Source organism: Tolypothrix sp. PCC 7601 (assembly GCF_025677855.1).
Lineage (GTDB): Bacteria > Cyanobacteriota > Cyanobacteriia > Cyanobacteriales > Nostocaceae > Aulosira > Aulosira diplosiphon.
Genome location: NZ_CP064879.1, coordinates 2267623 through 2292885, shown reverse-complemented (window position 1 = coordinate 2292885; position 25263 = coordinate 2267623). Strand labels below are relative to the sequence as shown.

The 25263-nt window shown below is 41.3% G+C and carries 18 protein-coding genes; 8 read left to right on the top strand and 10 right to left on the bottom strand.

Going from position 1 to position 25263, the window contains the following annotated elements:
- Positions 1 to 63: 63 nt before the first annotated feature.
- Positions 64 to 201 carry a hypothetical protein gene (locus tag HG267_RS09575; protein WP_155539165.1) on the top strand — a complete coding sequence of 46 codons (138 nt, stop codon included), beginning with the start codon at positions 64 to 66 and terminating at the stop codon, positions 199 to 201.
- Positions 202 to 541: 340 nt separating this feature from the next.
- On the opposite strand, the gene HG267_RS09570 is transcribed toward HG267_RS09575, so the two are convergent.
- Positions 542 to 940, bottom strand: coding sequence for a hypothetical protein (locus HG267_RS09570; RefSeq protein WP_045869863.1), 399 nt, complete (start codon positions 938 to 940; stop codon positions 542 to 544).
- Positions 941 to 1022: 82 nt separating this feature from the next.
- Positions 1023 to 1283, bottom strand: coding sequence for a hypothetical protein (locus tag HG267_RS09565; RefSeq protein WP_155539164.1), 261 nt, complete (start codon positions 1281 to 1283; stop codon positions 1023 to 1025).
- 247 nt (positions 1284 to 1530) lie between these two features.
- Here HG267_RS09565 and HG267_RS09560 point away from each other — a divergent pair, with 247 nt between their 5' ends.
- Positions 1531 to 1776, top strand: coding sequence for a hypothetical protein (locus HG267_RS09560; RefSeq protein WP_155539162.1), 246 nt, complete (start codon positions 1531 to 1533; stop codon positions 1774 to 1776).
- A 149-nt stretch (positions 1777 to 1925) separates the two neighbouring features.
- On the top strand, positions 1926 to 2321 hold the full coding sequence (locus HG267_RS09555) for a hypothetical protein (protein ID WP_045869861.1): 396 nt from the start codon (positions 1926 to 1928) through the stop codon (positions 2319 to 2321).
- 408 nt (positions 2322 to 2729) lie between these two features.
- Here HG267_RS09555 and HG267_RS09550 read toward each other — a convergent pair whose 3' ends face one another.
- A complete protein-coding gene (locus tag HG267_RS09550) occupies positions 2730 to 4553 on the bottom strand; it encodes a tetratricopeptide repeat protein (protein ID WP_045869860.1) in 1824 nt (607 codons plus the stop codon).
- Positions 4554 to 4805: 252 nt separating this feature from the next.
- Between HG267_RS09550 and HG267_RS09545 the strand changes: the two genes are divergently transcribed.
- Positions 4806 to 8513: a PAS domain S-box protein gene (locus HG267_RS09545; protein ID WP_045869859.1), complete on the top strand. Its 3708-nt coding sequence runs from the start codon at positions 4806 to 4808 to the stop codon at positions 8511 to 8513.
- 224 nt (positions 8514 to 8737) lie between these two features.
- Positions 8738 to 9115, top strand: coding sequence for an RNA recognition motif domain-containing protein (locus HG267_RS09540; RefSeq protein ID WP_045869858.1), 378 nt, complete (start codon positions 8738 to 8740; stop codon positions 9113 to 9115).
- A 246-nt stretch (positions 9116 to 9361) separates the two neighbouring features.
- Here HG267_RS09540 and HG267_RS09535 read toward each other — a convergent pair whose 3' ends face one another.
- Both HG267_RS09535 and HG267_RS09530 read right to left on the bottom strand, forming a co-directional pair.
- Positions 9362 to 12838, bottom strand: coding sequence for an AAA-like domain-containing protein (locus HG267_RS09535; RefSeq protein ID WP_045869857.1), 3477 nt, complete (start codon positions 12836 to 12838; stop codon positions 9362 to 9364).
- A gap of 569 nt (positions 12839 to 13407) precedes the next feature.
- Positions 13408 to 16500 carry a plasmid replication protein, CyRepA1 family gene (locus HG267_RS09530; RefSeq protein WP_045869855.1) on the bottom strand — a complete coding sequence of 1031 codons (3093 nt, stop codon included), beginning with the start codon at positions 16498 to 16500 and terminating at the stop codon, positions 13408 to 13410.
- A 388-nt stretch (positions 16501 to 16888) separates the two neighbouring features.
- Here HG267_RS09530 and psb34 point away from each other — a divergent pair, with 388 nt between their 5' ends.
- Complete coding sequence (psb34, locus tag HG267_RS09525; protein WP_045869854.1) at positions 16889 to 17059, top strand: photosystem II assembly protein Psb34; 171 nt, start codon at positions 16889 to 16891, stop codon at positions 17057 to 17059.
- A 648-nt stretch (positions 17060 to 17707) separates the two neighbouring features.
- The gene (locus HG267_RS09520; protein WP_155539160.1) at positions 17708 to 18070 is read left to right on the top strand and encodes a hypothetical protein; all 363 of its coding nucleotides are present in this window, start codon (positions 17708 to 17710) and stop codon (positions 18068 to 18070) included.
- A gap of 108 nt (positions 18071 to 18178) precedes the next feature.
- Here the strand turns inward: HG267_RS09520 and HG267_RS09515 are convergent, their stop codons facing one another.
- Positions 18179 to 19021: a phytanoyl-CoA dioxygenase family protein gene (locus HG267_RS09515; protein ID WP_045869852.1), complete on the bottom strand. Its 843-nt coding sequence runs from the start codon at positions 19019 to 19021 to the stop codon at positions 18179 to 18181.
- Between the two features lie 240 nt (positions 19022 to 19261).
- Here HG267_RS09515 and HG267_RS09510 point away from each other — a divergent pair, with 240 nt between their 5' ends.
- Complete coding sequence (locus HG267_RS09510; RefSeq protein ID WP_045869851.1) at positions 19262 to 20407, top strand: NAD(P)/FAD-dependent oxidoreductase; 1146 nt, start codon at positions 19262 to 19264, stop codon at positions 20405 to 20407.
- 146 nt (positions 20408 to 20553) lie between these two features.
- Here HG267_RS09510 and HG267_RS09505 read toward each other — a convergent pair whose 3' ends face one another.
- From HG267_RS09505 to HG267_RS09490, 4 genes are all read right to left on the bottom strand, one after another.
- Positions 20554 to 20916, bottom strand: a complete 363-nt coding sequence (locus HG267_RS09505; protein WP_045869850.1) for a DUF4864 domain-containing protein — start codon at positions 20914 to 20916, stop codon at positions 20554 to 20556.
- Between the two features lie 18 nt (positions 20917 to 20934).
- The gene (locus HG267_RS09500; protein ID WP_045869849.1) at positions 20935 to 21999 is read right to left on the bottom strand and encodes an SGNH/GDSL hydrolase family protein; all 1065 of its coding nucleotides are present in this window, start codon (positions 21997 to 21999) and stop codon (positions 20935 to 20937) included.
- A gap of 741 nt (positions 22000 to 22740) precedes the next feature.
- Positions 22741 to 23655 carry a YsnF/AvaK domain-containing protein gene (locus HG267_RS09495; RefSeq protein WP_045869848.1) on the bottom strand — a complete coding sequence of 305 codons (915 nt, stop codon included), beginning with the start codon at positions 23653 to 23655 and terminating at the stop codon, positions 22741 to 22743.
- A gap of 145 nt (positions 23656 to 23800) precedes the next feature.
- Positions 23801 to 24727, bottom strand: coding sequence for a DUF2382 domain-containing protein (locus HG267_RS09490; RefSeq protein WP_045869847.1), 927 nt, complete (start codon positions 24725 to 24727; stop codon positions 23801 to 23803).
- Positions 24728 to 25263 lie beyond the last annotated feature (536 nt).

The window sequence follows — 25263 nt, the reverse complement described above, 5'->3', positions numbered from 1 at the left end:
TGTGAATACAAATGTAGGGTGTGTTGTCGCGCAGCGCAACGCACCATCAACGATTAGAAATATTTGACTATAGTTTTATGGAATTGGGCAGAGTCTATCCGCGCAGCGCAACGCACCATCAACGAATTAAAAATGCATGAGTTAAGTGTCATTGGCGGTGTGTTAGGCTTCGCCGTAACACACCCTACTGGACTGACATAGCTAAAATGTTGCAATAATTTTTCTTGTGGGGTGGACATCTTGTCCGCCTAGGACGGGCAAGATGCCCATCCCACAAGAGTTTGAATAATGCACTATTTTAGTCTAGACACGCCACTACTAGCGTGGCTGCGATCGCGGTGCTGTGAATACAAATGTAGGGTGTGTTGTCGCGCAGCGCAACGCACCATCAACGATTAGAAATATTTGACTATAGTTTTATGGAATTGGGCAGAGTCTATCCGCGCAGCGCAACGCACTATCAATGAATTAAAAATGCATGAGTTAAATGTCATTGGCGGTGCGTTAGGCTTCGCCGTAACACACCCTACGATTCAATGCTTTAAAAGGATTGGTTTTGAATATTGCCGGTTCCACCTGGCATAACTACCTGACCAATTTTATCAGCCAATTTTGTCAGGTTAGGCGTAGCCATAATTTCGGCAAACTTAGGATTGGTTTCGGCTTTAGCGGCTGTTGCTAGTTCTTGTGCAGCTTGCGCCAGTTCAGGATTAGCCTGAGTTGCCGATTCTACTTCTAGTACAGCTTTGCCATAATCGAGTGGTTGGTCTGGTGCTTTCTCAATTGCAACTACAGTTTGGGGAGAGTGTTTTCTCAGCTTGACGATAAACTCACCCGTCTTATCCCAGACAGCTTGTCCAACATTTTCGCCTGTTTTTTCTAAAGCTTTTGTGGCAATTGTCGCGCCAATTGCGATCGCAGCAGTAGTTAAGGGTTCCATTTGCTACTTTCTCTCGATGTCAGCTATTTATTTATTAACACATGGCTTTTGCGGGATTTTCCGTAATTTAGCTGAACAATCTTTATATTGCAGGTTGTTCAGGGTTTCGCATTGCTAAACTCCTACGAAAATTTGCTTTGTGGTCACCAACGTGACGATGTTGGTCACCAACGCGATGATGTTGGTCACCAACGCGATGATGTTGGTCACCAACGGGACGATGTTGGTCACCAACGCGATGATGTTGGTCACCAACGCGATGATGTTGGTCACCAACGTGATGATGTTGGTCACCAACGCGATGATGTTGGTCACCAACGCAAAGAATACCTCGCGCCCTCATCCCCTAACCCCTTCTCCCGCAGGAGAAGGGGAACTAAATCTCTTGCTCCCTTCTCCCTGTGGGAGAGGGGCTGGGGGTGAGGGCGAAACCTTTCAGTCAAGCGGGTTTCACCTTAAGTTGACACCAATGTTGCCCCTACCATCTGTCGCAATACTTGTCGGTTAAGGGGAAAAGGGGAAGGGAAAAAGGGGCAAGAAACAACCTTTAACCCTTACCCTTTCACCTTTTCCCCAAACCAAATTAAAAGTTGAAAATCCTTAACCGAGCAGTTTCGCCATCTGTCGTGTTCTTTTTTCAAATTGGTATAACTCCCCACAACATTATCATTACCATGCCCAATGCCCAATGCCCCATGCCCCATACCCAATGCCCCACTTCCGGTAATTTACGGTCATTTACCAAAAATCTTGTAAAAAAAATTCAAAATTCCAGAAATTATGCTGAACCGGAATTAAGGTTGTTTGAGGCAAGCTATTTAAGTAGGCATGATTAACCCTAGCTATATATATTGTTCTAACGAAAAAGGTTAAGGAAAAAAGATAACGGTTTTCTCTTGTTTCCTTACCTTTTTCTCTTCTCAATTATAGTTACGTACAATTGCCGACTTCATTAACTTTTAAACTACTTTTGATTGGGTGCATTATGACGCGACAAAAACGCACATCTCGCGTGTTAGAAAAGGCTGTCTTGAGGGCGCATGGCTTTAAGGCAATTGATCCCAATATGAACTTTGGGGAGGATTGCGACTTACAAAGTATGCTAGAGGAAATGGAGAAATTACGCAATAAGCTGGAAATTTATAATACAGCTTTAATTGTCATCGACTCTACTAAAAGCGAAATTGAGGAAATCGAGAAGACTTTGGGTAACATTTCTGAGAGGTTGCTATTAGCAGTTGCTTGGAAATATGGTAACGATAGCAACGAATATAAGATGGCGGGTGCTGTGCGGAAAAGCGATCGCATTCGTAAAGGTACGGCTACTCGTCTCAAAGGTGGAACCAAGGCGAAACCTGCGGAAGATACGCCTACTGCTTAAGTAGTTTTGGGAATGGGGAATGGGTAATGGGTAATGGGTAATGGGGAATGGGTAATGGGTAATGGGGAATGGGTAATGGGTAATTGCGTTACTCATTACCATCATCGTAGGGTGTGTTGTCGCGTAGCGCAACGCACCATTTGAGGTTATTAGGGAATGAAAAGAAGACATTATAACCTTGTGATGGTTGGCGGTGCGTTAGGCTTCGCCGTAACGCACCCTACTAGCGTGTCTAGACTAAAATAGTGCGTTAGATTTAGAAAAAATTAACCGCCGATAAACGCAGATAAACGCGGATAAAATTAATCTCTATTGCAACATTTAAGGCTAGACACGCCACTACGGCTTGTCATGGTTGGCGGTGCGTTAGGCTTCGCCGTAACGCACCCGACGGCTTCAATTCCGAGGTTATTGCTGTAATTCGGTGATTAAGTTGAGAATTTCGCGATAATATTGGGTGTTTCCTTCCTTATAATATAGATGGGCGGATTCTTGGAAATCGGTAATTGCGCGTTCGTAATGTCCCAGGTTGCGGTAAATATCGGCGCGGACAAGATAGGCTTCTGTCCAATGTGGTTGTAATTGTAAGGCTTTGTTGAGGTCTTGGAGTGCGGTTTCTAAGTCGCCGATTAAGGAATAGCTGCGTCCTCTGTTATACCAGTCTTCGGCAAAGTTAGGCTCAATGGCGATCGCTTGATTATAATCTGCGATGGCTGCTTCATAATCTTCTAGGGCATAGTGGGCATTACCGCGATCGCTATAAAATGCGGCGGAGTGGGGATTGAATTTGATAGCTTGGGTATAATCGGCCACTGCACCTTCATATTCTTCCCAGGCGTAACGCAGGGAAGCGCGGTTGTAATAAGCTTCGACTAATTCGCGGTTGAGTTTGATGGCTTGGTGATAATCAGCCATTGCGCCTTGTTCATCCCCGATTTGGCGGCGGGCGTTGCCTCGATTACAATAAGCTTCGGAAAAGTCGGGGGCAATTTCTATGGCTTGGGTGTTATCGTTAATTGCACCTTGATAATCTTGTAAGGCTTCGCGGACAATGGCTCGACCATAGTAAGCTGTAGCTAAGTTGGCATCAAACATCAAAGCCCAATCATAATCTTTGATCGCCCCTTGATAGTCTCCAAGGCTACGACGGGCAGAGGCGCGATCGCAATATCCTTCTGCTAATAAGGGGTTGAGTTGTAGTAATTTGGTGCTATCTTGAATGGCTTCTTGGTAGTCTCCCATACGGCGGCGGACGTTGGCGCGTAAGCCGTAAACTAAATCTAAGGTGGGGTTTTCTTGTAAGGCTTGATTATAATCTGCGATCGCACCTTCATAGTCTCCCAAGGCGCTACGGACTAAACCCCGTTCGTAGTAAGCTTGTACATCATCGGGATTAAAAGCGATCGCTTGGTCTAAATCGGCAATGGCTTGTTGATACTTTTCTAAATGAGCGTAAACTAAACCCCGATTATAGTAGGCTCCGGCAAATTTGGGGTTTAGTTCGATAGCGCGGTTGTAATCGGCAAGCGCCCTGGGATAATCTGTGAGGGCATAGCGGGCGTTACCACGATTATGGTAAGCTTCCGCTAAATGAGGATCTAGCTGTAAGGCTTGGTCATGGTCGGCAGTGGCTTGGATATACTCGCCTAAAATTTGGTAAACATTACCGCGATTGGTGTAGGCGGCGGCGAAATTAGGATTAAGCTGCAAAGCCTGATTAAAATCAGCGATCGCTCCTTCATTATCACCGCGATCGCAACGCGCCACACCTCGGTTATGATAAGCATTAGCAATATCAACATCTATATAAGTAGATAACTGGGGATTAATTTGAATTGCTTGCTGAAAATCAGCTAATGCTGTTTCGTAGTTTCCCAGAGCAAAGTCAGCCTTACCTCGGCTGTGGTAAGCTTCTGCCAACTGCGGATTAATTTGTACAGCCTGGCAATAATCAGCGATCGCCGTTTCATAATCTTCTAATAAATAATGGGCGTTCGCTCGGTTACAGTAAGCTTCGGCAAAATCAGGATTAATTGCCACAGCCCGACTAAAATCTGCGATCGCACCGTGATAATCTTTGATTTCATTAATTAGAATCACTCCCCGGTTATAATAGGCTTCTGCATAATCAGAATTAAGTTGAATTGCTTGGGTATAATCTGCGATCGCGCCTTGATAGTCACCTTGACAATTCTTGTTGAACCCCTGATGAAAAAAATTTGTAGCATCCATAATTTAAATTTGTCATTTGGTAATTGGTAATTGGTAATTGGTAATTGGTAATTGGTAATTGGTAATTGGTGTTTGTTATTTCCCCATTCCCCCTTCCCCATTTCCCCCTTCCCCATTCCCCATTCCCCCCTTCCCCATTCCCCATTCCCCATTCCCCATTCCCCCTTCCCCCCTTCCCCATCCCCCAATCTTGATAAACTAAACGGAGAATTTGTAGTACTTTCCAGCTATCTGTTATCCATATAAGTAGTTATGAGCCAGCCACAGCGCACTGTTTTGATAGTTGATGATAACCCAGAAGATTGTGAGCTGTATCGGCAATATTTTTTCCAGGATCGGGAATACCAATATACTGTTGTGGTAGCAGAATTGGGGCAAACTGGATTACAACTCTGGCAAGTTCATCAACCAGATGTTGTGTTGCTGGATTACCGACTACCAGATATTGATGGCTTGGAATTCCTCAATCAACTGCAAGCAATTACCCGTCAGCCGTTTTTACCTGTAATTGTAATTACAGGGTTGGGGAATGAAGCGATCGCAGTGCAGGCGATGCAAGCAGGGGCGCAAAATTACTTGGTTAAAGGTGGGATTACTTCTGAGGAAATGCGTTTAGCAGTTAATGGGGCAATAGAAAAATTGCAGCTACGCACCCAATTACAACAGCGCATTGAAAAAGAGCGATTAATTACCCAAATTACTCAACAAATCTATAAATCTTTAAACTTCCAAGAGATTCTGCAAATCACAGTCCATGAGGTGCGGCAATTCCTCCAGACGGATCGGGTAATTATTTTTCAGCTGTACTCAGATGGTAGTGGACAAGTAGTTGCAGAATCCCTTGGGGAACAGTGTCAATCTGTGCTGGCTTCTGCTATTTTCGATCCCTGTCTGGCTGAGGAATACATTGAACGCTATCGTCAAGGACTGCTGAACCAAGAACCCAGTGCGGTGGAAGAATATATCGAGCGCTATCGTCAGGAATTAGTGACGGCAACAGCAGATATTGATGATGGTACTATTGAACCATATCATAGGGAACTGCTAGCGCAGTTTCAAGTCCGGGCAAATTTGGTAGTACCAATTTTGCACGATCGCTATTGTTGGGGGATGTTAATTACTCATCACTGTACAGCCCCCCGAAAATGGCAACAGTTAGAAATTGATTTGCTTCAGGAATTGGTAACTCAGGTAAGTATTGCTCTACGCCAGGCGGAAGCTTTACAGCAGGCACAAACTGAACTGGCTGAACGTAAACGCGCCGAGGCAATTTTACAGGAAAATACCGCTTGGTTGAAATTGGCACAAAAAGCCACAAAATCAGGATTATGGGATTTAGATCTAACTACAGGTAAAGCCAAAATCTCGGAAGAATACTGTACGCTGTTGAGGCTTGACCCCAGTATCAGAGAAATTAGGGGTGATGAGTGGTTGCAGTGGGTACATCCTGACGATCGCAGCCGCATCAGCGAGTATGTTGGTCAAATGATGCGCGAGCGACGGCAATATTATGATACAGAGTTCCGCGTCTTGCATCCTGATGGCGATCGCTGGTTGGCTGGGAGAGCGCAAGTATTCTATGATGCAGCTGGCAACGCTGTGCGAAAAACAGGTAATGTGCAAGATATCACAGAACGCAAACGCGCTGAAGCCGAACTGCGAGAAAGTGAACGCCGCAATGCCACTTTAGCAGAAGCAGTACCAGTAGCCATTTTTCGCTTTGATAATCATCATAACTGTATTTATGTCAACAATCGCTGGTCGGAAATTACAGGTAAACCAACACATACAGCATTAGGCTTGGGATGGATAGAAACCTTACACCCAGAAGACCGCGATCGCATTGTTAGGGAAACACCGCTAAGATTACAGCCAGGAAAATTTTATCAGAATGAAGGCAGGTGTTTACGCCCAGATGGCAGCATCATTTGGTTTTATGTCCAGATACTAGCGGAAACTGACTCCAATGGTAATGTTATTGGTCAAATAGGCTCTCTCACGGATATTACTGAGCGCAAGCAAGCTGAGGAAGAACTGCGACAGAGTGAAGAGTTTAACCAACGGATGCTAGCCAGCAGTAAAGACTGTATCAAAGTCCTAGACTTAGATGGTAGACTTTTATACATAAATCCCGGCGGTCTCTGTCTGTTAGAAATCGATGACTTCACACCTCTGCTCCACACAGAATGGCGCTGTTTCTGGGAAGGAGAAATGAGGCAAGCAGCAGAAAATGCGATCGCCAAAGCTAAAGCTGGGGAATTAGCCAGATTTCATGGTTATTGCCCCACCGCCAAAGGTACACCGAAATGGTGGGATGTGGCAGTTACACCCATCCGCAATCCCGCCGGGCAAGTAATCCAACTGTTATGTATCTCCCGGGATATAACTGAGTACAAACAAGCCGAAGAAACTATCCGCCAAAGTGAAATCCGTTACCGCTACTTAGCAGAAGCCATTCCCCACCTTGTCTGGACTTGTGATGCCAATGGCGATTGTGATTATGTTAACCAACGATTATGTGAATATACGGGATTAACATTTGAGCAAGCCTTGGGTTTTGGTTGGCTAGCAGCCGTGCATCCAGATGATATGCAAGAGTCGCAAGATTTATGGGAAAGGGCTATCAAAAATAGTACTTTTTATAAACATGAATACCGCTTCCGCAGAAACTTAGATGGTAGCTATCGTTGGCATTTAATTTTGGGCTTACCCCTAAAAAATGAACAAGAACGGGTGGTGAAATGGTTTGGTACCTGTACAGATATTCACGATCAAAAAGAATTGGAAATCGAACGCGATCGCATTTTGCAACTAGAACAAGTCGCCCGCAATGAAGCCGAAAAAGCCAACCGCGTCAAAGATGAATTCTTAGCAATTCTCTCCCATGAATTGCGTTCCCCCCTCAACCCCATCCTCGGTTGGACAAAACTGCTGCAAAGTCGGAGGCTGGATAGCAAAAAAACAGCTGAAGCCTTAGCCACAATTGAACGTAACGCCAAGCTGCAAACTCAACTCATTGATGACTTATTAGATATTGCCAGGATTCTGCGGGGTAAACTCAGCTTAAACGCCGATACCGTCAACTTAACATTTGTGATTGAAGCAGCTATCGATACCGTCAGAACCGCCGCCGTCGCCAAATCAATTCTGATTCATTCAAAATTACGCAACATCGGGCAGGTATCCGGCGATGCTGTCCGCTTGCAGCAAGTTATGTGGAATTTACTGACTAACGCCATCAAATTTACCCCCAACGGCGGAAGGGTAGATATTCGCTTAGAAAGGGTAGATAACCAAGCCCAGATTACCGTTAGCGACACAGGTAAAGGCATCAACCCCGATTTTCTCCCCTACATATTTGAATCTTTCCGCCAAGAAGATGTCTCCATTACCCGTAAATATGGCGGATTGGGCTTAGGGCTAGCAATTGTGCGCCACATCATCGAAGCCCACGGTGGTACAGTAGGCGTTGACAGCCCAGGCGAAGCACAAGGAAGCACCTTCACCGTTAGTTTACCATTACAGAACATTCAACCAGAGAGCGATCGCACCGCAGATTTAGCAGTAGATGAACTTAATCTTGCAGGTATCAAAGTCTTAACCATCGATGATGAAGCAGACAGCCGTGATTTTCTCACCGTCTTGCTAGATTATTACGGCGCAGAAGTCGTCACAGTTGCTACCAGCTACGAATTTTTAGCCGCCCTAGAATCATTCCAGCCAGATGTCATAGTCAGCGACATCGGTATGCCCGAAGTCGATGGTTATACCCTCATCAGACAAGTCCGTTCCCTTCCAAGCGATCGCGGCGGACAAATTCCTGCGATCGCTCTTACAGCTTATGCTGGTGAAATCAATCAACAACAAGCCTTAGCCGCCGGCTTTCAAAAGCACTTATCCAAGCCCATTGACCCAGATTTGTTAGTGCAGGCTGTGGCAAAACTAATTTGTGAGCAATAATTCAGAAGTAGCCAAAAACCGATATTTATCCGGGTTTCGGCAGTTGGGGTAATGTTTTTAAGTTATGTAACTTTTAGCGTAAAACTTCAGCTTAAGTTTGAATTTAAATTGGTGTTACACAAATTTATGCTAGAGAAAAGTTTAATTCTTGGTTCTTTAGCTATCGTTTTTCTGCAAATCTCTTCTTGCAATATTACCATCTTTATTAATCAGGGGACATCAAAATGTTCAAAGTTAGCGGCTTACCAGTTCAGATTACTAAATCCGATCTAGAAGAGCTTTTTTCGCCCTATGGAAAAATTCAAATAACTGAAACTTCTATTGTTATAAAAATCGAAAAGGATGAGAGTATTGCATTTGTGGCGCTAGACAAAGAGGAAAATGAAAAAGCTGCTATTAACAAACTAGATAAAACACAATGGCGTAATAAGTACATCCTTTATCTTGATCCAATCAGAGGGGATGATATCAAAATTGGTCAGCCTCAAAGCAAGGATAGTAGGATGAGCGATGGCGATGGTAGCAAAGTTGGTCAGCCTCAAAGCAATGATAGTGCGACAGAAGCTGGCGATGACCGCAAAGTTGGTCAGCCTCAAAGCTAGGATACTTCAAACAAAGGCACTCACAACAAGTGATAATCTAGCTAATTTTCGCATACTTATAGTCACAAGACAGTAGGATATCTTAGATTTGGCGTTGCTGATTTATTTGTGGGATGGGGTATCTTGTCCATCTCTTGTATTTTGAGTAGGTATTCTACCCCACAAGAATCAACCCTTGATTTAGTAATGCCCTTACTTTTTTTTACATTGAGCAGACATACATTTAAGTTGCAACATCTACATCAATCAATTACATAATTTTTCTAAACTATTTGCTTGAGTCTTCAAATAATCTTTGACCTGGCTGCATCCTTTTTCCACCAACCCCTTCAAACTAATATCTGACACATCCCATAGCAAAACAAGTTTATCTGCACCAGCAGAAGCCAACCATTTGCTATCGCTACTAAAACTCACAGTATGCACCGAACCTGTATGTCCACTCAGAGTAGTGATTAACTTTCCATCCTGTTGCCAAAGTTTGATCGTCCCATCGCTACTAGCTGAGGCGATCATTTTTCCATTGGGGCTAAAGCTGGCATCAAGAACCGAAGCTGTGTGTCCACTCAAAGTGGTGATTAACTTTCCATCCCGTTGCCAAAGCTTGATTGTTTTGTCTCCACTAGCAGTGATAATCGTTTTTCCATCTGGACTAAAACCAACAGACCAAATTTCACTTGTATGTGCTTTCCATTTACTTGTATGTGCTTTCCATCTACTGAGTTGTTTACCCCCAGAACTCCACAAATTTACGGTCTTGTCATCACCAACAGTGGCAATTGTTTGTCCGTCGGGACTGAACGCGACACTTAAGACTCTATCACTGCCTTTTATTAGGGTTATAGGTTCTTTACCATCTAAACTCCAACGTTTCGCAGTTCCATCAGCACTTGCAGAGGCAAGTTTTAGTCCGTCAGGACTGAAGCTAACGGACATAACCCTATCTTTATGCTCTCCCAGTGTTCTCAGCGCTTGTCCGTCTACACGCCAAAGCCTTATTTTATTGTCATCACCACCACTAGCAATAGTTTTTCCATCTGGACTGAAACTAACGGTATTGATCTTATTTTTATGTCCTGTCAGGGTAGAGAGTAGCTTACCGTCCCGACTCCAGATCCTCACAGTTCCATCAGAACTTGCACTTGCAATCCGTTTACCATCTGGACTGAACTTTGCACCAAGCACATTGTCCTGATGTCCAACCAAAACAGTAAGCCAACTTCGATTTACCTGCCAAAGCTTTGTGATGCCATCGTTACCAGCAGTCACAAGCATCTTTCCATCTGGGCTAAAAGCTACACAGGGAATTGCCCCCTCATGGCCTGCCCAAGTGTCCAGCAATCTGCCATCTCGCGCCCAAAGTCTTATGGTTCTATCCTGACTACCAGAAACAATTGTTTGTCCATCACGACTGAAACTAACACTCCATACCTGTCCAGGATGCTTAAAAGTCCTTACAAGCTCACCCTCTTGATTCCAGAGCTTCACTGTTCTATCTACACTACCAGTGGCAAAAAATCGACCGTCAGGACTAAAATCTCCACTCACAACAGCGCCAGTATGACTTTTGAGAGTTTTTATTAGCTTCTTGCCATCTTGGCTCCAGAGCTTTACTGTTTTGTCATCACTGACCGTGATCATCCGATCCCCTTGAGGACTAAAACTCACTTGCCTTACCAAGTCCTGATGTTCGCTAAGGGTAGAGAGCAATTGACCATCCAGTCGCCACAGTTTTGCAGTTTTATCAGCACTGGCAGTAGCAATTGTCTTTCCATCTGGGCTAAAACTGACACTCATAACCAGATTATTGTGAGCTTGAATAACTCGTATTAGATTGCCCTTGCTGTTCCAAAGCCTGACTGTTCCATCCTGACTGCCAGAGGCAATCGTCTTTCCATCTGGACTAAAATGGACGCTCATGACAGGTTCTGTATGTCCTGCCAAAGTTTTGAATAGGCTTCCATCCCATCGCCACAACTTTATAGTGTTATCATAGCTACCTGTAGCAAGCATCTTAGCATCCGGGCTAAAGCTAACACTCTGAACAGCGTCTTGATGTCCTTCTAAGCGATCGCTCTCTCTGACAGCATACACTGCATTACCAAGTGCTTCCATTACTTGAGCTTGCAGTTCAGGTTTATTTCTATACCAAATAGATTGCTTTAGTTCTTTTCCTGCTCTCAAAGCTTCTATTAAGGCATCAAAAGTATTTCTATTAATGATGTATTTCGCGCTTGAAGATGTTGTTAGTGCTTTGATTTGTCCGGCTTCTGCTGCTCTCCACTTGTCGGCTGCAAAGATGGCAATCCCTGTGATAATTGCTGAAAAAGCGATCGCAATTCCAATGAATTGCTTTTGCCCTTGAACTTTTTGTCTAGCTTGTGCGGCTTCAGCTTGTGCTAATTCTAGTTCCAATTTTTTCTTAAAGTCGCGCGTTTCTAACTTTTGACTAGCTGCTAAAAATTGATAATCCAAATCGCTTAAACTTTTATCTGTTGCCCAAGTTTGAGCATCCTGTAGCGCTTGTCCTCGCAATAAACGCGACTCATCTTGACGTTCACTAGCTACCCAAATATTTAATTCTTTGGCATAAGGACGCAGTTTTGCTAGTTCACCCTCACACCATTGCTGATTAAATACCTCTGCATACAGGCGGTTATAAATTCGCAATTTACCATCACGCCGCACCACCAATCCTGTCAGCCGCAGTTCAACCTGTTCCGGACTGTCATCCGCTATAACTTCTCCTTGCTGCAAAATTTGCTGAGACAAGCCTAACAATCGTCCGCTACCATGTTGCTTACTGCGTAAAATGCGATCGCGGATGGTTTTTAAATGGGTTGGCTCATCATTTGCTTCCCAGTTGGTGATCATGTGCGATCGCACTAGCTGTTCTACCCAGTCTGCAATGTTGGAATCTACTTTTTTCCCCATCTCTAAACCAGATTGCAGCACCAACTTACATACCTTTTGGGTAAGAAATGGTTGTCCTCCTGTCCAGTCTAAAACGGCTGTGATTAATTCTGTGCGATCGCCAACATCTTCTAATCCCTGTGCTAATGGTTGCGCTTCATCCAGTTGGAAACCTGTCAAATCAATTGCCCGCCCAATATTAAAAGGTGTCCGCCCTTTGTCTTTAATTAAATCTGAGGGCGTAGATACTCCAATTAACGCAAAGGTGAGGCGGTTATAGTCTTTTTGATCGGCACGGCGGTTATAACAGTCGCGGATGACTGCAAAAAAGTCATCCAGGTTGAATGCAAGACTGAGGATACTATCAATTTCATCAATAAATATGACAATATTGTCAGTATTTTCTTTTAATAATACGGTCTCAATAAACTTGCTTAAATGTTGTACTGGTGAAAGCAATCCATTATTAGTCCACCAAGTTTCTAAATCAAAGTTTGTATAAAGATTAAAAGTTCCCACCAGGGTATCAATCACCCCAGCATACCACTGCTCTGGGGTAATATCTGCGGTGCCAATCGCTGTAATGTCAATGGCAGCACAGGCAAATCCCTCTACCTGCAACCGTTGCATTGTCTGCACCCGCAAGCTAGATTTGCCCATCTGTCGAGAGTTGAGGACATAACAGAATTCTCCCCGCTTCAAACTTTCATAGAATTCTTGATCAGCTTGTCGCCGTACATAAGTTGGGGCATCAACTGGTAAACTACCCCCTACTTGATATTCGTAGCTTGGGCGAGGTGCTGCAGTCATTAATTAACTCCCAAGCGCAAAATACTGGCGAGACAAATCACACAACGGCATGACTTCATTACCCTTAAACTTGACTAATCCCATACTTTGTTGGTGTTCGTCGGATTAGCGGACAAAATCAGGATTTTTTTCACTGTTTTCGACTATTAAACGCGCAATTCCTACCAAGATGCAGTGTACAGGTAGTTAAGGTGAATTACTGATGAGTTTTATGTAAATTTTTGTTGTAATGGCAAAAAGTAGAGTTTGCATAAGGACTTACAAATAAAAAAATATCCCAGTATTTATTGTGGGGTGGACATCTTGTCCGCCCAGTTTATTTCTTGGAAATCCCTAAGGACTATTTTATCAAGTAAGCGATCGCATCGCCCTGCAATTGAGTTGCATCGCCCTGCAATTGAGTTAAGCTGCACGAACGTAAGTAAGTCGGTGGGAAAAAACAAAACTAAGTTAAGAAAGATAAACAAAGCTATAACCCTCTTCTCTCCTGCCTCCTGCCTTGTCATAGCGATAATTTTTAACACTTAGCTACTTAGCATCAACAATTTAAGATGCCGTACCCTCACCAATCACACACCTACTTGCTGCCATTCTGAGAGATAGTTAGTTGTTTCATCCCTCATATTTCGCAAATGAGTCAACATTAATTCATCGCGTTGTTGCCAAATTGCAAATACTTTTTGTCTACCATCTGCAAGGGTTTCTGCGTCAACTTGATAACCTTTCTCTCCTCGCCTCAACCTTAAACCCAACAAACTTAATAAGCGACTGAGAATTTTAATTCCCGAAACACTTTCCGGCGCGCTTCCCAAATTAATACCCAGCACTCTTTTAATATGTTTACTATTTTGCACAGCCAAATTCTTCAATAAAGTTAAATCAGGCTCATCTTCCGTAAATTCTCTCCCTACTTCTAGAAAATCTACCATTCCCAAGGCTCTCATCGCCTCAACCTTCAGCGTATAAGTCTTTATATCTGGTAGAAAAACCTGCCCATCACCCCATGATAATTGTTGGTGCCACTCCTGGCGATCGCGAATATGAAAATACTCGCTTTCGTGGGTTAGATAATAGTGAGTTAACAGTTGTCCGTAATAGCCCCTATCATCTTGTAACTTCAGATTCGGCGTAACTTCTATACCGTATCTTTGCCTGAGAATATATTTCTCAACGGCGTTCCGTTCATCTTGAGTGAGGGAATGTTTAGCGAGCAAATTCTCATACTCAACATAATCAATATCCCTAGCATTAGCCACAGCCGTTGCTGCTAACAATTGATTTTGCTGTTTAATATCACGAATTTTACGTTTAATTTCTTTAGATTTTTGCCGTTTTTCCGTCCATTCTTTTTGGACTTTGACAATTTCTAAAATCAACCGCTTGCGATTGGCAAAATCCTGCGGATCTGTTGCTAAAAATGCTAGGCGTAAATCGCGGATAATATTATTATGTACAGCGTTGCTTCTTGTCCAAACTTGATGTCCATCTGCCATTAAACCTTCTTGTAAAGATTGGCGATAAAGACGAATAGAAGCATTTACCCTAGCAGACAACTTCGCCCAGGTTCTTAAATGAATGGGGTCGTAAACTAAGGGTAAATCTACATCAATTTTATGCAGAGGACTAAGCAAAGCTAAATTATCTTTTTGATTTTCTTGATACCAATAGGAAAGCAAACGATAATTTGTACTACCGCTACCAATTAACCCAATACCCCGCTTCGCACACCAAACCACACGGGGCACATTATCCCTCACTCTCGCTAATGCCTGGCGAGCTTCCGAATCTGGAATTACCCCTTGAAATATGCCATATACTCTATCAAAATGTTGCACATCAATGCTAATTCCTGTGCCAATGCTAGGGGTAACAAATACAGTCTCATATTCAGGAATCTTTTGATTAATTGCGGCTACAAAATCAACTGCTGGATGTCCTAATGTATTTGTAGTTTGGCTGCTAATTACTAAAGTTTTAGGAAATTGGCGACGTAATTTTTCTAACCGTTCTTTTAAATAACGTTCAATAGTTTCGCAACTGTAACGCCCGGTGCGACTATCAGTAGTTACATAACATTTTCGCCCAGCAATTAAATCTAATTCCAATTGATGAATTAACGGTGTTGGGTTAGGAGAATCATAAAAAGTCACATCCCAGCCGCGCTCAGGCTGCCATTGGTTTAAAACTATCCAAGGCGTTAATTTACTACCTGCTAAACCTTGTAAATATTCAAGAGAAACATCAGATAAATCTGCATCTTGGGCAATGACTAATCCGCCAGTGCTTAAAACTGTAGCAATTAATTGTTGGAATATCTTTAATATTCTGACGCGTTTTTGTTTACAAGTATTGCTATTGAGTAGATGCCATAAAGACTGCTCTACTTCATCTAAAATTATAATTGCTCCCTGCCAATCATCTGGATTCAGTTTCCAAATAGAATCAACACATAAACCAAATGATTTGGGGATGGGGCATGGGGCATGGGGCATGGGGCATTGGTAAATATTTTCTTGGCGTTCTCCATAATTAATACCCCAGTTAATGCCGATTTTTTCACATAAAAACTTTCCCAGTTGAATTCTATGGGTAATTAATAAAATAGGTTGATTTCTATTTTTAGCTTGATGAACGACAGCTTTTAATCCTGTAGTCTTACCCGTTCCTTTAGCTGATTTTACGCCTACTAATCCAGAAGTAGGAAAAGGAATTTCACCTAAATAAGGAGAATTAACTGTAATTGCAGCCGGAATAGTTAACTCGGTATGGGGTTTAGTTAAAGCTAGATAAACTTCTAAATCAACACTTTGGCGATAAACCTTCTCAAAACTACCCGCACCTTTAGCAACAATAAACTCATCAACCCCTTTTTCCACCCCTGGTAATTCAATAACTTTTACCGGACAGTTTTTTTCTTGAAATAAAAAGCCTAGTTGGGAAATAGCGTTATTAACTGCGGCGATAGTTTTGGGCTTAGTTTCAAAATCAAAGCAAATATAAAAGGTACGTTTTTTGAGAGTAAAAATTCCCAAGTCAGGAATTAGCTGACGACGAGTGACTTTACCAAAATCATCTTTAACAACGCGATAGCCGCTAGTGATTCCCGGAATTGCGATCGCAGCATATCCTTGACTTAAGAGTGTGGCTGCTTTCTTCGCCCCTTCGCAAATAATTAGGGGAATATTCTGTTCCATCACCCATTGCCAAAAGCCTACAGCTTCACCATTGCCAGCAATACTTATATTATTGGGCAGTGAAAGATTATAACGCTGGGCTACTTGCTGCCAAACATCTAGTGTCACGCGCAGACAAAACACCCGCGTTGGCGTACTGGGAGGATGTTCGTACTTGATTGCCTTACCATTTTGATTGATTCGGGGCTGGTTGGGCTTAAAGCATCCCCATTCCATCATTTGCCAATGATTTACCGGATCGAGTCCCGAACACCACCAGCCGCCCTCGGTGATATGGGCGTAACGCTGCAACCAGGCGTTTTTTACCATCCCGGTATTGGTGCGCGGAAGCAACTCAGAAATCAACAAGTACTCATAGGCGTTGATCCCCTGAAGCGACAAAAAATTCAGCTTCGCAATGTGTAAATTTATGCCACTGCTCTTGACTAATTCCTCAAGGTGTTGGGGGTGTAAATAGTGCAGATGCATAGTGCGAGGCTCTAAGCGAGGACATTGGATTTAAAACTTATCATGCATCTGCCGATTTTTTATCATGGTTTTCATGAGGGTTTAATGCTATTTTTTTTACTCAGTGGCGGGAGATACATCGGTAAAAGATAAAGTGAACGATTTTGTCTTTTATCTTGGTGCGGTAATAAGTTTGTATTGTGATAATTGTTCGCGATTAATTTTTAATTATCAGTAGAATCCTAGATTAAGGAATGCGATCGCACTGCCACAGCAGTTCAGTTGTATTACCTGCCTAATAAGCCCAGTTTATAGATACTATTTAATCTTTGTTGTCAACTTCTATTGACCAATCGTAATAATATCCGCTAAATTACTTTACATAAAGTAACAACCCAAAGAAAAAACTATGTATACCACCATTAACGAAAACGGCATTCTTAACAATTACGCAACAGAACCCGAACTTTACTACGCTGAATATCCCAACCAAGAGTTGCAAAATCGTTACAAGTTTCAAGCAGCAATTGGTACTTTATTAGTCACAACTTTATTTTTAGTTGCTTTGGGCGTTAGCTAAGATTTTTTACTTCGGTACAACTATTTCTCATCCAGGAAGGAACTACTTTTAATTACCTCAGCTATCAAGCTGAGGCTTTTTATTTTTACAGATGATTTTATTGCTTAATACCAAATCAAATATGTTTGCAACACATCAATAATATTCTAGAGTGCATGGTGTGCCATACCCCTACAATCTGTCGCATTCTTTTTTCAAATTGGTATTACTCAAAAAAAAAACCGATCAATCATTTTGGAGGGGGTTTGGGGGACGCAACCGTCACCCAATCGGGGGTTTGGGGGAGAATCCCCCAATTCTTCTAGCTTCTTTAATAAGTGATACCAAATCAAATAATGTTTGTAATACATCAATATATTCTAGAGGGCACAGCCTGCCATACCCCTACAATCTGTCGCATTCTTTTTTCAAATTGGTATAAGCTAATGAGCGTCTAAATTGCATAAATACTAATAAGGACAGTTAACTGTTAACAGTCAATAGCCTTCACGATGGATTGTGCGTTCAGCTTCAGCCGTAACGCACAATCCATAATTTAGTTACTTTCATCACGTTTGCATTAATCAAATTGGTAAATTCTGAACTATATATTTACTCAACTTAAGTATTAAATAAAATGACTACCAATAAACTAGGAAAAGCACAAACGTGAATCGTTTCCAAAAGCTATCCTCAATGGTTGTCCTGCTATTAGCCTTCATCTATCCACCTACTTTGGCTGAAGCTAAGGATACTACCCTCAATCATGTATTCAATGAACAGAGTATTGACTCACAAACAACATTACTAAAAGAGCAGAGTGAAGAGCTTTTGTTAGCTCGCCGACACACTCAAAGACGTTACCATAGACAGCGACATAGCGGAAAATATTATCAGCGCCAGAGGCATCGAAAACATCATTATAGACGAGGTTATCGTTCTATTCGTTATCGTGGACAAGCATATCGTTATGGACAATGGGAACTTGTGCGCGATCGTCATGGCAGACTAATGTATGATTGGCGGCGTTAATTTTAAACGTTGCTCTAATTCCTCGAAGTTTTTTTATGCGTAAGTCCTCATATATTTAGACTTTTTATAGCTAATTCTTATCTTAAAAATATCCTTGCATTGATTAAATTAACCATAAGCCCCATTAGGCAAAAATCCTAAGAGTTGTTTTAATCTTTCGTCTGCTCCTTCATAGCAATAAATTGGCATTTGATAATTCATAAATGGTGCATATTTATGCCCAACTAGCCTTTTAGCATAAGTAATCTGCGTAATATAGCGAGTGATAGCAGAAGAGTTTCTAGAGCCTCTATGCCATACTTGATTGTTAAAGCAAACGGCAGAACCCATTGCACCCAAGCAGCTAAAAATTTGGTCTTCATATCCAGAAATATCACCATTGCAGAACTTACCAAATAGATGAGATCCAGGAATCACCTGAGTAGGCCCATTTTCTTCAGACAGTACATCTGTGAGGTAATAATTCACAGTAAATGCCAGCACATTTAAACGAATATTAGTTAAAGGTTTACCATCAAGTGAAATTACGTGTGGTGTATCGTCTTGATGCCAAGCATTTTTAGCCAAACCATCAGTCTCTGCAGGAATCTTAAATGAGTTATTGTGAATCACATGAATGACATTAGCATTGGGAATACCATCATTCATTGAGTAGCCTATGCCATTAGCTTCACCAATTAAATGTTCTGCAAATGTCACAATCGGCTCCAAAGCAAAAAGATTTAGATTATTCTGAGAATGCTCAAACATTCGCTTCATAATCTTTTTTGATTGATGATAATTTTTACCTTCAGTCTGCTTGATAGCAGCATCTAAATCATTTCTTAGAAGCTCACATTGCTCAGGTGTTAACACATTGTCAATTACCAAAAAGCCATTAGCATGAAAAAACTCAATCCATTGATTTAATTGCTCTATAGTTGGCTTATTTCCAGCTAAATATTCAGACATTTTTATTGGAGCTTTATATTTATATTGGTATGTAATACAGGCTTTATTGTTGAGCCAGTTAATTCTAGTCTAAGAGATGATTCGTCAATAAAAGCTGAAAATTCATCATTCTGACTCAAACGCCGAAATCGATTGAGCCAGCCAAATGTCGGTTATATAATCCATTGAGTAGGCGATCGCTCTACTATCCACCGTTACAAACAAAGTCTAAACTTGGACAGGTACGTACTGGTGAGCATAATGAAGACTTACGACTGGATTGTTGTTGGTGCTGGAATTACAGGTGCGACACTTTCCTACGAATTAGCAAAAGCTGGCTTTTCAGTTCTCTTGTTAGAACAATCGCCAACACCAGACAACGCCACCCGCTATAGTTATGGTGGATTAGCTTATTGGTCAGGAACTACACCGTTAACTCGCCAACTCTGCGAAGAAGCGATCGCACGTTATCAAATCCTACCTCAAGAATTAGACGCTGATATTGAATTTCGCGAATTAGATTTATTACTAACTATTCCAGCCGATATTAATCCAGAAATCACAGCCGCATCTTACGCTAATTGTCGCATTCAGCCTCAGCTACTCACTGTTACTGAAGCTTGTGAACTAGAACCATTGCTAAATCAAGATGCAATCTCAGGTGCTTTAACAGTCAAACACGGTCATATTAATGCAGAAAAAACTACACAAGCTTATATCCAAGCTTTTCTCCGGATTGGCGGTGAAATCAAGATAGAAAAAGTATTACAGATATTATCTAACGGCGTTAAAACAAATACTGCAACTTTCAATAGTGCTAATGTAGCGATTTGCGCTGGTGGACTCAGTCGCCAGTTACTTAAATCTGCTGGAATTCCCATCAAAGTGTATTTTACCCACGCAGAAGTGATTAAAACTCCACCTGTCGAACTGCGGTTAAATACCTTAGTGATGCCAGCAAATATGCAAAGATTTCAACTAGAAGCCAAATCTACTCAAGTTGATGAATTATGGAATCAACCTGATAACGAACCACTTCCACCAATCCTAGATGCAGGTGCAATTCAGTTTCAAGATGGTAGTTTGCGCTTAGGACAAATTAGCCGCGTTCTCACAAATCCCAATGCTGAGGTAAACTCCCAAGCCAGTGAAAATTGGCTGCGAAACAGTATTGGCGAAGTTTTACCAGCATTAAAAAATTTACCCGGTACTTGGCACAAATGTTTAGTGGCTTTTAGTAGCAATAGCTTACCTTTAATTGGTGCTGTTCCAGAATATGAAAGTATCCATATTTTTTCTGGCTTTAGTAATCCCTTAGTCTTGGTACCACCTTTAGCACAACACTTTGCAAACTTTGCTAGCAGCAACCAAGATAATATTATTTCCCAGCTATTATTAAAGCGATAAATTTAACTCTTGCGAGGTTATTTATAAAGCGTGGATGGTGCGTTACGGCTAAATTTAATTGTCTCTAAGACCCAAATCCTTTTATAGCCGTAACACACCCTACTTAAAATTTACTTGACTCTTGACTCTTGACTGTTGACTCCATACTAATTAAATTCAGCCTCCACAGGTAATAAAACACATCCGTTAATTTTCCATGTAATATCAGGCTGCCTTTCCATTACATATAATGCCTTAACAGGTACTCCATCCGGGCCAAGTAGCAGTACTGGTTGAGTTATTTTGCCGTGAATATTTATTATATTTTGAAATAATACAGAACGAGGACGATAAACCGCCGGATAACTCACCCGCACCATTTCCATAAAGTTTTCTGCGGTGCGGAATTGGGTTTGAATTCCCGGACTAGCAAAGGCAAAAGCGCCTAAAGTATCATCTCTTTGAAAAGCTTCTAACTGACGTTCAATAACATAACGTATGGCGATCGCATCGCTATTAGTGATATTCATAATCTAAATTGCGATAGCTTAATTATCGCGCTGACTTAGCCTTAATTCTATCTGCTCTAGTGCTGCCTGCCAAACTTCATACCCATCAGGAGATAGATGTAAACCATCAGTAGTTAACTCTAGGCGTAAATTACCTTCAAAGTCTGTAAACCACCTATACATATTTGCATAACTAACTTTTTCTTGTTTGGCCATTAATGCTAGTTGATTATTGAGATTACGAATCCGTTGGTTAGAAATTGTTGACAGGCGAGTAGGTAAAATCGATTGCACAATAATTTGCGCTTTTGGGTGATTCTGCTTTAAGCGGCGCATAATTTGACGATGATTACGCAAAATTACATCATCACTTAGACCTTTGCGTAAATCATTAATCCCAGCCATCACATATATCACATCTGGTCGCGTTTGGGAAAATGCTCCTAATCTTTTTAACACACCACCAGAGGTATCTCCAGATATACCTTGATTGAGCCACAATTTAGTAGATGGCAGTTTTTCCTCAGGAAACCACATACTCAAAGAATCGCCTACCATAATCCCTAGATGATTTCCACCTTGGCCTTGAGCAACTGCTTTGGCTTCCAAAGCTAATAAACGTTTCCAGTCTTCGTAGCTTAACTGCGGTTTTTTAGCTGACTCCGAGAGCGATCGCAAAGTATCATCATCTACGGCTTTAGAAACTTGACCTGATTTTAGCGCTGCGAGTCTTTGATAGTAAAGTTGACTACCTGATGCCAGAGTGCGGTTTGTACCAACAGAAATAGGATTAAGTGATGATTGTACTGGCCTTGCTAACTCCTGGTTAGTCAAATCTGGTAAAGAGAAATTACCATTGGGGATAGTTTTCTTTGCTAATGCTGGCTGCGTATTTAAAAATTGCAAAGCCTGACTAGTAAAGTCCGATAGGGAGATGTCAAAACTAGGGATGGCTTTTTCGCCTACTGTTAGCTGCGAATTTTGATTTAATTCCCACTGTAATTGAGAATTTTCTGGCAGGATAATCGACATCTGGGGAAGAGCCGATGCTGGTATTGCCAATCCTGTTAACAAACTTGCTGCCAACAGATAAGAATCCCTCATCGCTTTATCTCTCCTATACTTATTACTTAATTTGATGACAGTATTACCTGAATGCACTCAGGCAAATTTTACTTCGGTTAAGTCTTATTGTGATTGACTTCATCTAGGTCTGTAAAGCAGGTTCACGGACTCCAATTAGACAATTTACAATCTCTTTAAAGCAGGTTTTTGCTCAAATCAAACAACTTAGCCTTGTAGCAAGACTTTAAATACCACAATGATTTTACTATCCCTGAGACTTCCATCTCCGATATTTCAGTGTTTTACGCGAATATTGGCTGACTCAACAGGATAAATCTATAATTTTTGTGTAATCTATCCGACTATTTATTTAAGTAAATACACATAAATCAAACTGTGAATGCTTTTTGATGTTTTCATCAACGCCCGATCTAAGTGGAACACACCGCATACCACGGATGACAATTTCATGCAGTACAGTATTACAGAGGTGTTTATAGCTTTGCACCGTACCTGTTGTAGAGAATATCTGCAATCTTCTGTTACATACAAATTTAAATTCTATATTTCGCGTACAGGTGGTCAAAAGTCAAGAGTTTACGTAGGATGCGTTAGCGATAGCGTAACGCATACTAAAACAGAGATGTTTTTACCTCAAATTTCTATAGACCTGTATCCCTATACCTTGGTCTATTTACCTAATAACAATTTGAAACCTCAAAACTTTTAGGTTTTGAGGTCTAGACTTTGGGGTTTAAAGTTAATTGTCTCGCGCAAAGTTTATAATTCTGGCTTTGGTGCTTGATCTAAAGAACAACGGTCAAACCACTCTTGATATTTTTGGCGATGTTCTTCATCTTCTACGACAATCGACACTTGTACCTGCTTACAACCTTGCTGCTTTTCCAGTGCGATCGCATTTAACAGTAGGCTAGCAATTTTAGGAGAGGTAAACAAGCCGCTCACGGTTAAACCATCTTCTAAACTAGCAACTGCTGGTATTTTTCCTGTATTCAATTCAATCCCAGAAATTTCTTCTTGTCCTAAATCAATTTCAGCTAATTGTTTATGTTCTGGACTAACTTGTTCCACAATTAGCTTTTCACGCCGCACAGGAACTTGTACCATCCTGGTTTCAATTTCTTTACGGACAATTATATCTCCAACTTTCCGCTTTTCACTATTAATTACCAAACGTTCTTCTAGTAATTTAATAGTTCTCTCTTCGCTAACTTCTGAAGATTTAGCAGTATCTATAATACCATTTATAGTTTGGCTGGAAGCCATTTCCCCAGTGGAGCCATTAGATACTATTTGATCGCTGGGTTTATTTGTCCCTAAATTATCTGACATATTTTCTATCTCTGATTTTTCTAAATCTATGAGGATTGATTTAGTTGGATTATCAATTTTTTTAATTCTCTGGCTCCTTAGTAGAAATGACTTCTGCATATCAGCTACTTTTTGTGTACCAGATTCTATACTATTTTGATTTATCTGTTTAGATATAACTAAATTTAGTCGATTTTGAGCATCTAAAACTAAATCTTTGACAACACCAAGCAGTTGCCCTTGCCTATCTATGACTGTAAAATTCCTAACTTTGCTTCCCAAATTATCCAGCAAATTGCTAATACGTTGATTAATGGCTGGACTTACCTGCCTACTATTTCGTGACAAAGTTTGGCTATTCATAAGGCAAATTTATTTAACTGCTATGTAACCAGCAAACTGCTATTTTGAGCGAAATAATTGAGTAGAAGTACAGGCAAAGCTATCGGCTAACTTCACCTGCACTTTATTTAATTAGTTATTAGCTATTAACTAATAACTAAGTAAATTAGCGTTCTTCAATTGGTAGACCACCAGTGGTATCTATATCTAATTCTTCACGACGTACAGTTGCTTGAGCTTCTGATGTTTCTTGCTCAACAACTTTTTTGACTCTGACTTCTTCACGTACTACTGTTTCTTTGCGAATGTCAGGAGTTTCTTCATAAAGTTCTACACGAGCAACTTCACCTTCACGGAAGTTAGCTTCCCCAGGAGTCACAGCAGTACCCGCATCGGTTGGTGTAACACGCTCAATTACTACGCGTTCTCTTTCTAGAGGAACCGCTACTCTTGCAGTGTCAGTTTCGACACGCTTACCAATTGCTACTTCTCCAGCCTTTTGGCGTTTCTTGTTAGCAATTAGCCGTTCTTCATATAATCTCAGAGTTTGATTATCCGCCTCGTTAATTCCAAACAAAGAAGGCTCGTTTTCGTAACGGTATGTATCGCGGTTGTAAGTTGGAGTTGGTGTAACCGCTGGTTGATAATTTCTATCTAGAGGTGCAGAAGCATCTACAGGTGTTGCTGATTCTAGAGTAGATGTGCTGTCTACAGCTCGGTTTGATGCTAAATCACCAGGACGACGATATACACCACGCACCCGTTCTTCGTAGTCATAATCAACTCCTGAGCGTTCATTAAACTCAGGTAAATCATCTGCTTGCTGTCTGGTCATGCCAATAGCATAAACTCGATCAACGTTATAGTCGATGCGCGCGCGTCCAATTGGTAACAATACTTTTTTACCAAAAATCCAGAAACCCAAATCCACGACTAAATAACGGAAATGTCCTTCATCGTCTACTAAAACATCGCTCACGCTACCAATCTTGTCATCAGTGCCTTCCGCATAGACACCAAGTCCTTTAATATCATCACCTTGAAAAGTATCGCGGTAGCTGGGATCAAAATCTTCTAGTTTGTAAAGAGCCATTTTATGTTTACCTCAAATTATTCTCTTTTATCCGTTAATAACTAAAGTATAAATTTATATATTTTTTGCCATCTGACCAACGACTGAAGTAATGGGATATTTTTTTATCTCAAGTAGTATATTTTTTTATAATTTATATAATGCTTAATCCTAAATTGGCTCATATAAATTAAATATTTAAAATTGCTCAATCAGTATTTTAAATTTATTAATTTTAATTACAATTTTATCTACACAAAACTAGCTAATAAATATCATTTTATCTAATCTAGGTAACTCAGCAGCACTCAAGATGCCTGTAATATAAGAGTTATACCAATTTTAAAAATGTGACAAATTGTAGGGACACGGCATTGCTCATACGTGTCAACTTAAGCTAAAAGCTATATAGGGCGAGTGTTGTACAAAAACCCTCGCCCTCATCCCCTAACCCCTTCTCCCGCAGGAGAAGGGGAATTAAATCTCTTGCTCCCCTCTCCTGGTGGGAGAGGGGTTGGGGGTGAGGGCAAAAACCTTGCAACCAATGGGGTTTCACG